This is a genomic window from Nocardia sp. Tas62D01 (assembly GCF_055232035.1).
Map to the genome: position 1 here is coordinate 3,472,212 of NZ_JBUYUZ010000001.1, position 13,877 is coordinate 3,486,088.

The following is a 13,877-nucleotide window of genomic DNA, read 5'->3' on the forward strand; positions in this document are numbered from 1 at the left end:
AGGCCAAGGCTACCGACAGCACCTGCTGGAACCCAGTATTTCATATTCTCGCTAGTGTTCTCGTTTTTATGGAACCGAATCGGACCCGTCGCCGTCCAAGTAGTTATCGGGACCTGGTCAGCCTCAGGTCCCGAAGCGGCGGCGAACGACCGCTCCGGGATGGCAAGGAGGGGAGTCCCGGATCGGTCGTTCGCAACGTATCAGTTCGCCACGGGTCTGCTGAGAATGCTCGGCCCATCCGGACTCGACGCCTCATTGCTCGAAGATTCGGTCCACCAGCGGTTTGCATTATAGGTGCGGGCTGTGAGTCGTGTGCTGCTTGATAGCCAGTGCCTGTGGATCAAGTTGTGGATTATGTGGATAACTCTGACAAAGATATGCACAAGCCGCCTGGAGCGGTGCATAGGATGGGATCCAGAAAGGACAGAACATACCTGAGGTAGCCGACCGCTGTCGAGGCCGTAGCGGATCGGTGGCGGGCCCGGAACTCCGCAGCAGTGCCGCGCCCATGGCAGGATCGAAGAGTGACGAGCCCCGAAGTCCCGTCGGTGCCGGTGGCAGCCGTGCCCAGCGAATTCGACAACACCGAACGTGCCGCGTCGGATTCCCCGGCTGCGATCCTGCTCGACCTGCGTGAGGACGACGAATGGCAGCTCGGGCACGCACCGGGAGCGATGCACATTCCGATGGTCGACGTGCCCGCCCGGGTGGACGAGCTGGATTACGACGCCGACCTCTATGTCATCTGCAGACAGGGCGGACGATCAATCGAGGTGGTCGAGTACCTCACCCATATCGGTTTCGACGCCGTGCACGTCAGCGGTGGCATGGTGGCATGGCAGAAGTCGGGCCGTCCGCTGGTCGCCGAGGGCGACCACCAGGCGAAGATCTACTGATGAAAGAGCGAGGTGTGTACGGCATGAGCGTCAGGCCCGCAGGCGGCAGCGTGCGCAACCTCGGTGGGCCCGTGAATGCCGTAAAGGAGACTCGGTGAGTACGGTGGTGCAACCTTGCGCGCGCTGCGGCGCGCGCTGGGCCGTGCAGACGACCCCGATGCACTGGTGCCCGCGCTGTCGAGGCGTGTTGCTGTCACCTGCGCCCATCGATGCACCCGCCGAAAGGCGTAATTACCGCTGGGTGGCGCGCAGGCCCGACCAGCGCATGCGGCGGCCCTCGACATCCGGGCGCAGCGGGCAGCCGCTCGAAACTCCCCGCTACGCACAGATTCCGCGCTGGGGGTTGTCGGATCCGCCCGCCCAGCCCGTCGCCGTGCCGAAGCGTCGGCTCGGCGCGTTCGCCGACCGTGTCGGTGTGTTGTTGCTCGCCACCGCGGCGATGTTCGCGGTGGCCTGCGGCGCCGAGCTCGGGCGCTACGGAATTCTGCTGCGCAACCGCACCCGGCTGATCGACCCGCTGCTGCTGACCTTTTCCGACTATCTGCTGTACTTCTCCGCTTTGCTCGCCCTCGGACTCGCGCTGGCGTCCGCGCTGGCGCTGCTCGGCTGGCTGATCGAGGCGCGCCGTGTTGCCTACGGACAGGCCGGACGCCGCGACCCGCGGTCCGTGCGTTCGCTTGCGCTCGGCTCGCTGATTCCGGTGGTCAATCTCTTGTGGCCCGGTGTCTTTCTCACCGAGCTGGTTTCGGTATCGGCACAGGACCGCCCGGTCGATCCGCGGGTGCTGCGGGCGGTCCGGATCTGGTGGTGCGTCTGGGTATCGAGTGGGGTTATCGCGGTGGCGGCGCTGCTGTCACGGATGGCGGACTCGTTGCAGGCCAAGGCGGATGGGGTGCTGTTCACCGCGTTCACGGATGCGGTGGCGGTTGGCGTCGCGGTGCTGACCCTGTGGGTGATGCGGATGATGGAGGGCCGGGACCTGTTCGGCCACACCAGGATCGCGCGGCGCTGGATGGTCGCGGTCGATCCGCGGGTGCAGGTCATCGAACCCGTGCACCCCGGTGGCATTGCCGCGGCGCAGTCGACCTCGAATGGAGTGGAGCGCGGTTCCGAGAATTCAGCGGGGCGTGGTGCGGTGGATACCGGCGTCGCCGAGGATCAGGACATCGACAACGATGCATCAGACCGTGAGCATGAGGAGGTTATGGCCAAGTGAGCCAGGGCAGTCGCGCACCGTTCGTCGTCGCGCATCGAGGAGCCTCGGCGGCGCGCCCCGAGCACACACTCGCCGCATACGAGCTTGCCCTGCAAGAGGGCGCCGACGGTGTGGAGTGTGATGTCCGGCTGACCAGGGACGGGCATCTGGTCTGCGTGCACGACCGGACCGTCGATCGGACCTCGTCGGGCACCGGTCTGGTGAGCGAGATGACTCTCGACGAACTGAAGGCACTGGATTTCGGGACCGACGGCGCACCGTCGTCCGTGCTCACTCTCAGCGAGCTGATCGAGCTGGTGCTCGACTGGCGCAGCAGGCCGACCAAGCTGTTCATCGAAACCAAACATCCGGTGCGCTACGGCGCGCTGGTCGAGAACAAACTGCTCGCCGAACTCCAGCGCTTCGGCATCGCGACCCCCGCCTCCGCCGACCACTCCCGCGCGGTGGTCATGTCCTTCGCCGCCACCGCGGTGTGGCGGATCCGCCGCTCCGCGCCGCTGTTGCCGACGGTGCTACTCGGCGAATCGTCCCGCTACCTCGGCGGCAGTGCGGCGACGACGGTCGGCGCAACGGCAGTCGGCCCATCGGTGAAAACCCTGCGTGAGCACCCCGATCTGGTTGACAAGGCCGCCGCGGCAGGCCGCGCGACCTACTGCTGGACCGTCGACGACCCGGACGACGTACGCCTGTGCGCCGACCTGGGCGTCAGCTGGGTCGCTACCAACCACCCCGGCCGAACCAAGGCCCTACTCGCTGCCGCCTGAACCAGCAACAACCCACCGCACTACCAACCAACCACGCGCGAGTCTTACGCGCGAACACGCAGCGCCGCAGGCGCTGCAATCAAACAGAGCTCACCCTGTAGGTTGTGCTCCTGTGGGTAAGAGCAAGCGCAATAGTCCGAAGCCCGGAGGGAACCGGGCGCAGCGTCTCGCCGAGCGGCAAGCGGCGTTGGAGCAGTCGGCGCAAGCCGTCGCGCGCCCGTTCGAGGGGCTGGCCGCGGAGTGCGATCTCGTCGCGCTACGGGAGTTCGTGCCGTCGGCGACCGGGACCCTGAAGCTGTCGCCCGATGTCGCGGCGGAGCGTTCGGTCGTGCTGGCCACGGTGCTGCCCGGCGCGGTCGCCGCGCTGGTACGGGCGGGCGATCAGCCGACCGGTTACGTCGGCGCGCAGGTCCAGTTCCAGGGCGCCGACCCGGCAGCCGATCTCGCAGCGGCAATCCTGTGGACGCAATCCGCGGAGCCGGGCGAATCGCTGTCGGCCGCCGACAGCGTGGCAGGCGGTCCCCGCATGGCCGACGTGATCGATCCGGGCGCCGATCTGGAACTCACGGTGCACCAGGACTTCGATTGGTGGGTCCCGGAGGGTGTGCAGCCCGATCCGCAGGTCGCCGCGACCATCGAACAGGCCAAGCAGGCGATCATGCCGTCGGCACGGCTCGACCTCAACGCGGATTCGATCGGTGCTGCCTGGTGGGTCGATGCTGGCGAGAAGGCGCATGTGCGCTGGGTTCGGCCGGAGAACGAGGACGAGTTGATGCTGGCGCTGGCCCGCTTGCATGCCGCGGGCGGGCTGCATCTCGGTGCGGGTTCGCGTTTCGCGGGCTCGTTCCGTACGCACGGACTGCTGGTTCCGGTGTTCGATCTGGATCCGGAGATGCATGCCAGCGAGTGGACCAAGCCGGCCATCGAGTTCGGTGCGCGGCTGGCCGATGCGCTGGCGAAAGACGCGCCGCTGTCGGCCGATGAGCGACGTTCCAGGGACGGGCTGCGGTCGCGTCAGGTCACCTTGCGGTGAATCAAAAATAATCCCGGGGATTTTTGTGAAATATCCTCCTTTCTATTCATCGCTCGGCTCAGGTTCTCATCATCACCGAAAGATGGTGGTGATGGGGACAGTCTCACCAGTCAGATGAGGGAAAGATAGGGACACCATGGACGCGATCCTCGCATTGCTCAAGATCCTGCTCAGCACCTCGAGCGCGAAGTAGACTTCTCGAAGCACAAATGATGGCGGGGTATCGATTCCATCCTCGATATAGCAGCGATCAGGCCCAGCTCGTCGTGACGAGCTGGGCCTGATCACATCGAGAATATCTTCGACTAGATGATTCCGCCCGCAGCGGACGGAGCGCCGGAAGTATCGCTCGCACCGCTCATTTCACGGGCGATGAAATCCTCCAGATCGAACAGATTCGACCCGGCACGATCGGCAATGGTGAGCAAGGTCGTCATATTGGAGACCTCCTCGACCTGCTCCTTGAGGAACCACTGCATGAACTGTTCGCCCAGGTAGTCTCCCTCTTCGCGGGCCGTGCTCGCCAATTGGATGATCTGGTCGGTAACGCCCTTCTCCTGCGCGAGTGCCAACGCGATCGGTTCGCGGACATTCTCGAAATGAGATTTCGCGCTGTCGATACCGGAAAGCTCGACGCTGATATCCCGGTCGAGGAAGTACTTTACGATCATCATCGCGTGGTTACGTTCTTCGACCGCCTGCGCATAGAAACGCTTGGCCAGCTGCGGCAGATCCGCATTGTCGAACCACACCGCGATAGCGATGTATTGATGCTCGGCGGTGAATTCATGCCGGATCTGGTCGTGAAGCAGGCCGTGGAATTTGCTGCGTGGGGACTCCGGATGGCTGGACATGGCAGCGACAATATCGCTGGTCAGCCCACGTGTCATCCAAGTACAGCCTTATTGAGGCTAGTGTTGCCTAATTGATTCCTGGCTATCATCGGGGTCAGTTTCGTGCTGCCCCCGCCATTTTCGGGGCGGTGATGTCGGGGCGTGGCGTGGTGCGCAGTTCGCGCGAGATGAACTCTTCGACGTCGAACAGATCGCCTGCGGCGCGGTCGGTCACTGTCAGCACCGTGGTCATCCCGGTGACGTCTTCCACCTGCTCCTTGAGGAACCATTGGATGAAGCGTTCGCCGAGATAGTCGCCGGAGGAACGGGCGGCGTCCGCCAGCGTGGTGACCTGCTTACTGCGGACGTGTTCGGTCTCCAGCAGGAAGGCGATTGCCGCACGGGGGGATTCGAAGGTGGACTGTACCTCGTGCAATCCACCGACCCGGACGTCCAGGTCGCGGTCGAGCAGATACTGCACCATTCGCAATGCATGCTCGCGGTTCTCGCTGGACTTGCCGTAGCAATACTTGGCCAATTGCGGCAAGCGATTCGAATCGAGATACACCGCCGCGGCCAGATACTGCTGGGCGGCGGTGAAGCAATGACGGATCTGTTCGCGCAGCAGTGTGGGGAACGACTGGACCTCGTCGGTGTCGCGCATGTTCCCGACGCTACCTCGTCAGAAGATCGTCCGGGACGGGTTGGTCCTTGGCCAGCGCATCGAAGAACCGGCTGGCCCGGTCCTTGTCCCACAGCAGCACATTTCCGCTGTCGGTATCGGCGAAGCCACCGACCGGGACCGTGGTCGCGACCGTACTGCCGCGCAATGCCCAGCCGAGTTGGCCCAGATTCCAGATGTGATCGCCGTTGTCGACCTTCAGGGATTTGGCGGTGTCGCGGGCCAGCGGCCACAGCTTGAACGGGTTCGCCAAGGTGGCGGTGCTGGTCGCCTTCTTCAGCAGGGCGGCCATGAACAGGCGCTGGTTGTTCATCCGATCGAGGTCGGCGAGGGGGGTGGCGCGGCTACGGACGAAGCCGAGCGCCTCCGAACCGCTCAGGCGCTGGCAGCCCGCCTGCAGGTTGATTCCAGCGAGCGGGTCGTCGATGGGCTTGGGCACGCAGACATCGATGCCGCCGAGGGTGTCGACAACACTGGCAAAGCCGCCGAAGCCGATCTGTGCGTAATGGTCGATTCGCACGCCGGTGGCGATCTCCACGGTCTGCACCAGCAGCTGCGGGCCGCCGAAGGCGAAGGCGGCGTTGAGTTTGTCCTTGCCGTAGCCCGGGATGCCGACGTAGGAATCGCGCGGCAGACTGACAAGGGTGGTGGCGCCCGACGCCGGGATGTGTACCAGCATGATGGTGTCGGTGCGTTCCGGCCCGACCTCACCGCCGGTGGCCAGCAGCTGTTCCTGTTCGGGCGTCAGCCCGGCCCGGCCGTCCGAACCGACAAGCAGCCAGTTGGTGCCCGGAGTGTCACCCACCCGATTGGCGTACCCGGCAAGTGCGTCCACCCGGTTCAGCGAGCGATCCAGCTGGATAACGGCGCCGACCACGGCGAGCACGAGTACCAGCAGCAGCACGAGCAACCACCGGAACCAGTGCCGTTTGCGGCGTGGACGTGGCGGTTTGGGTTCGCGGCCCCGGCGCGGCGGCGGCGCGGCGGGCGGGACCGGCGGTGGTGCTTCCGCTCGGTACGGCCGCGGCCGCTGGGTCGGGGCATGGGATCGTTGTGCGGGCTCGCGATAGGGCATCGGTTGCTGCGTGGGCTGATGCGTCGGCGCGGGCTTCCGGAGGTGCGGTGGCGGCGTACGCATGGTGGACGGGTCCGGTGGGGTCTGCGAATAGGCCAGCGGCGGCGCGTAGCTCGGCTGTCCGTCGCGATGCAGCTTTTTCGTGGGTTCGATGTACGAACGGTCCGGCCCAGGGGCAGACGTGTACGGCTCGGGCCGGTGCGGTCGCGGGGCCGGCGGTTCGCCGGGCCGGCCCGATGGCGGCGGGACCCGGCGCGTCCGTGCGTTGTACTGGGGGTCGTCGCCGTTCATCACTAGGACTCTACTGATCGGGGGCCGCGCGGGTTGGTTACGCGACGGCCGGATGTGGGTTTGGGGTCGGCGGAGTCGGTCTTTCCGAGTGCTCGTGTGGACGGACCGAGTGCGTCTGTTCGGGGTGCTTTCGCCTCGCCGCCCCAGCGTCGATCGCGAGCGGTCGGCTATTCGGCGCTCCCTATTGGTTTCGCGTACGGACCTGGTTACGGCAACCAGGAAACGTGACCGCGCAGGATGGTGTAGCCGATGTAGGCGACCGCATCGATCGTGGCGTGCGCCAGAATCAGCGGCCACAGCCGGTTGATGCGCTGCCAGTAGCGGCCGAAGATCAGGCCCATCACCAGGTTTCCGAGCCCGCCGCCCAGGCCCTGATACAGGTGGTAGCTGCTGCGCAGCAGCGCCGAGGCCAGCAGCGACGAGTTCTCCGACCAGCCGAGCTTGCGCAGCCGGGTGATCAGGTACGCGACCACCAGGATCTCCTCGGCCGCGGCGTTCGCGCACGCGGACAGGATGAGGGCGGGCAGCCGCCACCAATGATCGCCGAGCGAACTCGGCACGATCGTCACGCTGAACCCCATGGCGTGCGCGGTCAGGTACAGGCCGAGGCCGGGCAGTCCGATGATCGCCGCCAGGACCAGTCCGTGCAGCACATCCGGCCGCCACCGGATCCGTGCGAGCCCGATCAGCCGTGGCCCGATCCCGCTGCGCCACAACAGGTATAGGCCAAGCGCCGCCCACCCGATCAGCCGCGACACGCTGAGCAGCTGAAACAGCAGATCGATCGTGGACTGGGCGGCCCGTGACGGGTTCAGCGCGACGCTCTGCCCGCCGACGCCGCCGGGCGACAGCGCGCTCTCGAGCAGCGACAGCGCCGCGTTGAGCCCGCTCAGACCGAAGGTGACAACCAGGACCACCGCGATCTCGAGCCGAATCGCGAATCGATCCCGATCCGTCGGCCCGGGTTCGTCCCACGTGGGAACCGATTCAGCAGCACTCATGGGGTCGAATCTATTGCCAGCGCGCCGGCACTGTGCGCTGCGCAGCCGGCGTCGCATGCAACTGCGCCGCCGCCAGCCGGGTTGGGATGCCGGGGTGTTGGTGTTCGATGTTGCTGACGCAGGCTGGATATGGTCCGCCGCGGCGCTTGCCTGCGGTGGCCCGGATGCGGCTGAGCGCCGGGTTGGATAGTGCTGGCGCTGCGTCGGATAGTGCTGACTACGCCGCCAGGTTGGACTGAAATCCGTTGATCAGATGCGGCGCAGGCCGTTCAGGAAGGGGCAGCCTGCGAGGTTGCGGACGGCTCGGCCGAGCGACTCGATGTCCTCGGCGGGGGAGTTGAAGGACAGCCGGAAGTCGTGGTCGCCGTCGATGCCCTCGATGCGCAGGGTGAGGCCGTAGCGGTCGATGGACAGCGGATGCACGACGCCGCGTTGCAGGGCGGTCGGCAGATGGCGCGCGAGTTGGGCGACGACATCGGCGTGCTCGGCGTCCATGTGCCGTAGCCAGGCGGACTCGAGCCCGCAGAACGGGTCGGGCTCGGCAACGCGGAGCTCGGCAACGCAGACAGATTCGGCGCCGCTGGAATCGGCAACCACCGCGGAATTGATCACCACCCGCAGCAGGGTCGCGGTGTAACCGACATCGAGCAGGCCGGGATGCGGATGGTCCTTGGCCACCTCGGAGGCCAGCGCGTGCTGCGCCTGGGGCGGCACGGTGCGGACCCAACCGCGCAGCCAGACCAGCGCCCGTACAGGTTCCCGCAACGTCAGCGGCGAGTGATCGGTGAGTTCCAGCACCGCGGGTGCACCGGCCTCGCCCGAGTTCCCGGCCAGCGCCGCCGCTATCGATGCGGTCGGCACCGCGATCACCGCGTCACCGCATTGCCGCAGGTAATGCGCCGAAACCGAGGTCGGATCGATGCCGGGCATCGCGAGCACCGCCTCCTCCGCATGGGCGCAGGCACTGCGAACCCGCTCAGCGGTGGACAGTGCGACGGTCGGGTTCGGCATGCAGACCTCCAGTGCTGGACGCGCCTAGCGTTCGTTCGGCATTGAAATTAGGTAAACCTAAGCTAAGTGGCAAAACGACAATCCGCAAGCATTCGCACCAGCCAGATCCTGAGAGTTCCCCACGAGTTCCACGCGACCGGCCATCGCTACGGTGAAGGCATGGCGGATGCAGAACCTGTGCTGGTTTCGTTGTCGGCGCCCGCACGGCGCAGCTTGGTCGACGGTCTGGTGTGCGCCACCGGATCGGGAAAGCGGGACTCGGCGGCGCGAACCGTCGATGCGGATGCATCCGACGCCGAAATCGCCGACTCCCTCGCCGAGATCGCGCACGCGGACACCGGGTTCGTGGCCCGCACCTCGAATGGCACGCGAGCACTCGCCGTGGTCGCGGGAACCGTTGCCGCCCTGTGCGGCGAGGACATCCGCGCCGCCCTCGCCAGCCCCGACATCGCCTGCCTGACCGCACTGAAACCGCCGGCGGTCGAAGCGGTCCGCACCGTCCTGCTCGCCATCGAAACGGACACTCCGGACGCGGTCGCCCGCTCACTCGACGCACTCTCCTGACTTCCCACTGCTGAATTATTCCAGCACGAGGGCAACCGCAAGTACTGTCGTAATCGTGCCGCGCATCGCGTACTTCGGGCCGTCCGGAACCTTCACCGAGATGGCCCTTGCCAAGCTCGAATCGTCAATGGCCTTCGACGGGCCGGTCGAGCGGATCGCCGCGCCCAGCCAGGGGGCCGCGCTGGATCTGATTCGGTCCGGTGATGTCGAGGGTGCGGTGGTGCCGATCGAGAGTTCGGTCGAGGGATCGATCTCGGCGACGCTGGATTCGTTGGCGATCGGCCCGCGACTGCAGATCGTCGCGGAGACCGAGCTGGAGGTGAGTTTCACGATCCTCGCCAGGTCCGGCACCGCGCTCGCCGACGTGCGGACCCTCGCCGCCTACCCGGTGGCCGCGGCGCAGGTGCGGCTGTGGGTAGCGCGCCAGCTGGCGAACGTGCAGATGTACACGTCCGCGTCGAATGCCGCTGCCGCCGAGGATGTCGCGGCAGGTCATGCCGACGCGGCGGTCTCCACGGCGCTGGCCGGTGAGCGCCTCGGTCTGACGGCGCTGGCCTCCGGTGTGGCCGACCACGAGCAGGCGATTACGCGCTTCGTGCTGGTCACTCGGCCGCGGGTGGCGCCCCCCGCGACCGGCGCGGATCGCACGTCGATCGTGCTGGAGCTGCCGAACGAGCCCGGCTCGCTGATGCGGGCGTTCGCGGAATTCGCCACCCGCGGCATCGATCTGACCAGAATCGAATCCCGGCCGACCCGAACGGGTTTGGGTACCTACCGCTTCTATCTCGACTGCGTCGGCCACATCGATGACACAGCGGTCGCCGAGGCTCTGAAGGCGCTGCACCGCACGGCGCGGATCCGATTCCTCGGGTCCTGGGCCGCGACTTCGGCGACCGGGACGCCGCCGCCGTCGGACGAGGCGGCCGCGGAATGGCTGACGCAGCTACGAAAGGGGGTGGCGGATCTATGACCGGGAAGCTGATTCTCGTCCGGCACGGCGAGACCGAGGGCAACGTCGCCAAAATCCTCGACACCAGGGTGCCGGGGATGCCGCTAACCGAACGTGGTGCGGCGCAAGCGAAGACCTTCGGATCGAGTTTGCTTCGACCGCCGCGGGCGTTGTTCTGCTCGGCCGCCCTGCGCGCCAGGCAGACCGCGAGCTACATCGAGGCGGCCACCGGTGTCGCCGCCGAGGTGCTCGAGGGGGTGCACGAGGTGCAGGTCGGTGACCTGGAAGGTCTCGGCACCGACGAGGCGCATGAGATCTTCCAGCAGATCTACCGTGCCTGGCACGAGGGCGACCTGTCGGCACGGGTGCCGGGCGGCGAATCCGGGTACGACGTGCTCGCCCGCTTCCTGCCGGTGATCGAGACCCTGCGGGCAACCTACGTGTCGTCCGACGCGAACGACGGCGACGTCCTGCTGGTCGATCACGGCGCCGCCATGCGACTGGTGTCGCGCACCCTCAGCGGCGTGGCGCCGCCGTTCACCACGAACAACCATCTCGACAACACCGAGACCATCGAATTGGTGCCGCGCGCGGTCGGCGGCTGGGAGTGCCTGCGTTGGGGTCGTTTCACGCCCCCGTTCGGCTACGACGAGGCCGCGCCGACCGCCGATGATCCGATGGGGTAGTCCGGTGGGGAGAGTCGGCGTCAGGACAGTGCTCTGTTGCGCGGAAAATCGGTGCGTTCCGGCAGCGAATTGATCAAGTCCTGCAACGCGGTTCGCAGCCGGGCCGTGGTCCCGCTGCTCAGCGAGGTCCACTTGGTGCCGTCGTCGGAAACTCTGGCGGTGGCGATGAATCGTCCACCACGGGTGTTGAATACGGCGATGTGGTTCTCGGCATAGTCCTTGGTGCCGTCGCCGTAGATCACGCCGACGATCTCGGCGTGCGAATGTACCTGCACCATTGCCGAGGCAATCGCCTGCGCATCCCGGGTGGGATGACCCACCTTGGCGAGGCGGGCCGCGGTCGTCTTGGCGTCGCCGGTGTCGTCGAAGACCGGGACGAGTTGCTCGGTGGGGGCCCGCATCCCGGTCAGCTCGAGCGGCTCGGCGGCCCCGAGTGCGGAGATCAGTGGACCGGGCAGATCCTCTTCGGCCTGGTCGATGACGTAGGACTGCGGCCCGCGAAGGGCGACGGTGACAATATCGTCGCCCTTCGCGAGACACATCCGACTCGCATGTCCCTCGACGAACAGGCGCAGTGCGACCACCCAGTGGGGTCGGTACAGCGCCCGCAGCCGGTCTTCGAGTTCCTGATGGATCGCATCGCCGATCAGGAGTTCCCGATCGGTGAGCGACTGGGCGGCCACGGCCATCGCGGCATCGTGGTCGGTCGCGTTGTCGTAGCGCCCCATCGCGTTCAGCACGATGGGGAGTTCGTCGATCTCGAGTTTCTCCAGGATGTACTGCATCTCGTCGAGCGACAGCACAACCGCCGCGAGCATCGACGGGCCGCGGCCCGCTCCCAGCACCGTCACTTAGCCGGTCCGGCGGCGTCGGCACCGATGACTCCATCGGCGGCGTAGCGGCCGTCGTTGAAGTGCTCGGTCGACCGCAGGTAGTCGGCGGTGGTGTGCTCGGACTCGTCGTCCTCGCTGCCGTGCGGCTGGTGACCCATCAGCGGGCTGCCCGAGGACGCGGGGCGCACCGGCGCCGCGTCGAACCGCGCGACGTTGACGGGCTCGCTGACCGGCGCGGCGGCCGGCGTGCCACCGATGGATGCGCCCGCGCCCCAGCCCTCTGGGAGCTCGAGCGTGCCGTTGAGGTTGACCGAGGCACCGGGTGCGGCCGCCGACCGGGTCGCCGCGCCCGCGGCGCCCGCCACGCCTCCGACACCACCCATCATTGCCATCGGCGCCGACATACCGCCCATCGCGGGCGATGCAGCGGCCGAGATCACGTTGGCGCCGAGGCTGCCGACCGTGCTGACACCCGAGGTGGCCACCGAGCCGACCACGTTCGCCACCTGCGTCGCGGCGCTCGCCACGGCGGGGTTGTTCACGAATCCGGCTGCGGCGGCGATCGCGCCCTGCACCGGATCACCCTGGAATGCGGTGTCCGCCGACTGGGCCGGGTCCGCGGTGCCCGCGCCGTTGGCGATCGCCGGCGGCACCATGAACTCGCCCGGGGTCACCACCGTCGCGCTGGTCGCCGCCTCGTAGGTCTCCATGGTCAGCGCGGCGCGTAGGTCAAGTGCGGCCTTGGCCGCCTCTGCCGCCTCGGAGCTGCCGTTCAGGACGCCGCCGGTGGAGGCGGCCGCGACCCGCGCGGTGTCGACGGCCGCGATCTCCGGAATGCTCGGCATGGCCAGCGACGCGACGGTGTAGGCGATCGCGTTCGCTGCGGCCTTCGAGCCCATGGTCGCCGCCATGACACCCTGCTGCTCCGCCCAGCCGGTGAAGCCACCGAGCCGGCCGAGCGCCGCGATGCCGTTGACACCCTGCATGCCGACGCCAAGCTCCGCCATCACCCGGGCGACGGTCGCGGTGGCGTCGATCCAGGCGCCGGTCAGCGCGCCCCACGCGGTGGCGGCAGCCGAGATAGGGATGGCGTGCGCGCCCGCGTTGAGCGCGATGGAATTTGCTTCTGCCATACGGGGCAGCCAGAACACCCCGGTGATACCTACGGTCATGCTTGTTTCTCCCCTTTACCTGTGAATCAGTGCGGTGTCCGCGGACTACACCTGAACTGCGTTGATGACACCGGCGCGCACGACATCCTCGCCGAGGTGCGTGGCGAGCTGCATGCGCAGCGTGGCGGCGGCGTGGTGCAGCTCCAAGATGGCCTGCGCGACCGCGTGATCGTGGGTCATCGCTGCCCGGTTGAAGTGATTCGCCGCCACCAGCGACACCTCGTCGACACCGGAGGGGATGACGTGTGTCGCCGCGGCGCTCAGTGCGGACGCGGCGGCCAGCCGCTCGGCGAGCAGATCCAGCTCTGCTGCTGCGGCGAGGACGGCTTCGGGTGCGATCAGTACGTGGCCAACCATGACTCGACTCCTTCTAGTGGCGGCTATTGGGCGGAACCACGAGAATTCCCCCTGCGAGTGATAGGACGCGACAGCCACGCAATCGGTTCCATCGGATCCCCAATTTTCTTTACGGTCATACCATCTGCGCTCCGGTCCCACACAGCTGGCTAGAAGACTAGCCCCATCCCAGCTGATGGAGACGGTCTTCGTCAATCCCGAAATAGTGTGCAATCTCATGGATCACGGTGATCGCGACCTCCCTCACGACATCGCCCTCGTCGCTGCATATTTCAAGGATCGCGTCGCGGTAGATGGTCACGGTGTCGGGCAGCGCCCCGCCGTAATGGCTGTCGCGTTCGGTGAGCGCGATCCCGTGATAGAGGCCGAGCAGATGCGGGTCTTCCATATTGCGTGGCTCGATAAGCACGACCACGTTATCGATGGCTCGGGCAAGTTGCGCGGGGATGAGATCGAGCGCATCGCCGACCAGTTCCTCGAACCGGTCGGCGGACATGGTGACCGACATGAGCCG

The 13,877-nt window shown here is 66.8% G+C and carries 16 protein-coding genes; 7 read left to right on the plus strand and 9 right to left on the minus strand.

Features of this window, described 5'->3' with window-relative positions; all coding sequences use genetic code 11:
- Nucleotides 1-524 precede the first annotated feature (524 nt).
- The 4 genes from ACV7NQ_RS16890 to ACV7NQ_RS16905 all read left to right on the plus strand — a co-directional run bounded on the left by ACV7NQ_RS16890 (nt 525) and on the right by ACV7NQ_RS16905 (nt 3,909).
- Complete coding sequence (locus tag ACV7NQ_RS16890; protein WP_463360543.1) at nt 525-896, plus strand: rhodanese-like domain-containing protein; 372 nt, start codon at nt 525-527, stop codon at nt 894-896.
- A gap of 94 nt (nt 897-990) precedes the next feature.
- Nucleotides 991-2,112, plus strand: a complete 1,122-nt coding sequence (locus tag ACV7NQ_RS16895; RefSeq protein ID WP_463360544.1) for a DUF4328 domain-containing protein — start codon at nt 991-993, stop codon at nt 2,110-2,112.
- Complete coding sequence (locus ACV7NQ_RS16900) at nt 2,109-2,876, plus strand: glycerophosphodiester phosphodiesterase (protein ID WP_463360545.1); 768 nt, start codon at nt 2,109-2,111, stop codon at nt 2,874-2,876. Before ACV7NQ_RS16895 ends, ACV7NQ_RS16900 begins: the two co-directional genes overlap by 4 nt.
- Nucleotides 2,877-2,988: 112 nt before the next feature.
- Nucleotides 2,989-3,909 carry a DUF5926 family protein gene (locus ACV7NQ_RS16905; RefSeq protein ID WP_463360546.1) on the plus strand — a complete coding sequence of 307 codons (921 nt, stop codon included), beginning with the start codon at nt 2,989-2,991 and terminating at the stop codon, nt 3,907-3,909.
- A gap of 305 nt (nt 3,910-4,214) precedes the next feature.
- Here ACV7NQ_RS16905 and ACV7NQ_RS16910 read toward each other — a convergent pair whose 3' ends face one another.
- The 5 genes from ACV7NQ_RS16910 to ACV7NQ_RS16930 form a co-directional block, all read right to left on the minus strand.
- Nucleotides 4,215-4,763 (minus strand): ferritin, encoded by a 549-nt coding sequence (locus ACV7NQ_RS16910; protein WP_463360547.1) that lies wholly within the window; start codon nt 4,761-4,763, stop codon nt 4,215-4,217.
- A gap of 94 nt (nt 4,764-4,857) precedes the next feature.
- The gene (locus ACV7NQ_RS16915) at nt 4,858-5,406 is read right to left on the minus strand and encodes a ferritin (protein WP_463360548.1); all 549 of its coding nucleotides are present in this window, start codon (nt 5,404-5,406) and stop codon (nt 4,858-4,860) included.
- Nucleotides 5,407-5,416: 10 nt separating this feature from the next.
- A complete protein-coding gene (locus tag ACV7NQ_RS16920; RefSeq protein WP_463360549.1) occupies nt 5,417-6,790 on the minus strand; it encodes an LCP family protein in 1,374 nt (457 codons plus the stop codon).
- 206 nt (nt 6,791-6,996) lie between these two features.
- On the minus strand, nt 6,997-7,791 hold the full coding sequence (locus ACV7NQ_RS16925; RefSeq protein WP_463360550.1) for a CPBP family intramembrane glutamic endopeptidase: 795 nt from the start codon (nt 7,789-7,791) through the stop codon (nt 6,997-6,999).
- 249 nt (nt 7,792-8,040) lie between these two features.
- Nucleotides 8,041-8,802 (minus strand): DUF2470 domain-containing protein, encoded by a 762-nt coding sequence (locus tag ACV7NQ_RS16930; RefSeq protein WP_463360551.1) that lies wholly within the window; start codon nt 8,800-8,802, stop codon nt 8,041-8,043.
- A 159-nt stretch (nt 8,803-8,961) separates the two neighbouring features.
- Here ACV7NQ_RS16930 and ACV7NQ_RS16935 point away from each other — a divergent pair, with 159 nt between their 5' ends.
- The 3 genes from ACV7NQ_RS16935 to ACV7NQ_RS16945 are packed head-to-tail and all read left to right on the plus strand — an operon-like array spanning nt 8,962 to nt 11,001.
- Nucleotides 8,962-9,366: a hypothetical protein gene (locus ACV7NQ_RS16935; RefSeq protein ID WP_463360552.1), complete on the plus strand. Its 405-nt coding sequence runs from the start codon at nt 8,962-8,964 to the stop codon at nt 9,364-9,366.
- A 55-nt stretch (nt 9,367-9,421) separates the two neighbouring features.
- Entirely contained in the window at nt 9,422-10,336 is a 915-nt protein-coding gene (pheA, locus tag ACV7NQ_RS16940) for a prephenate dehydratase (protein WP_463360553.1), read from the plus strand.
- Nucleotides 10,333-11,001, plus strand: a complete 669-nt coding sequence (locus tag ACV7NQ_RS16945) for a histidine phosphatase family protein (RefSeq protein WP_463360554.1) — start codon at nt 10,333-10,335, stop codon at nt 10,999-11,001. Before pheA ends, ACV7NQ_RS16945 begins: the two co-directional genes overlap by 4 nt.
- Before the next feature lie 20 nt (nt 11,002-11,021).
- On the opposite strand, the gene ACV7NQ_RS16950 is transcribed toward ACV7NQ_RS16945, so the two are convergent.
- The 4 genes from ACV7NQ_RS16950 to ACV7NQ_RS16965 all read right to left on the minus strand — a co-directional run bounded on the left by ACV7NQ_RS16950 (nt 11,022) and on the right by ACV7NQ_RS16965 (nt 13,871).
- Nucleotides 11,022-11,852 (minus strand): ESX secretion-associated protein EspG, encoded by an 831-nt coding sequence (locus ACV7NQ_RS16950; RefSeq protein WP_463360555.1) that lies wholly within the window; start codon nt 11,850-11,852, stop codon nt 11,022-11,024.
- Nucleotides 11,849-13,006 (minus strand): PPE domain-containing protein, encoded by a 1,158-nt coding sequence (locus ACV7NQ_RS16955; protein ID WP_463360556.1) that lies wholly within the window; start codon nt 13,004-13,006, stop codon nt 11,849-11,851. The genes ACV7NQ_RS16950 and ACV7NQ_RS16955 overlap by 4 nt, the downstream gene beginning before the upstream one ends.
- Before the next feature lie 45 nt (nt 13,007-13,051).
- Nucleotides 13,052-13,363, minus strand: coding sequence for a PE domain-containing protein (locus tag ACV7NQ_RS16960; protein WP_463360557.1), 312 nt, complete (start codon nt 13,361-13,363; stop codon nt 13,052-13,054).
- 157 nt (nt 13,364-13,520) lie between these two features.
- A complete protein-coding gene (locus ACV7NQ_RS16965; protein WP_463360558.1) occupies nt 13,521-13,871 on the minus strand; it encodes a metallopeptidase family protein in 351 nt (116 codons plus the stop codon).
- Nucleotides 13,872-13,877 lie beyond the last annotated feature (6 nt).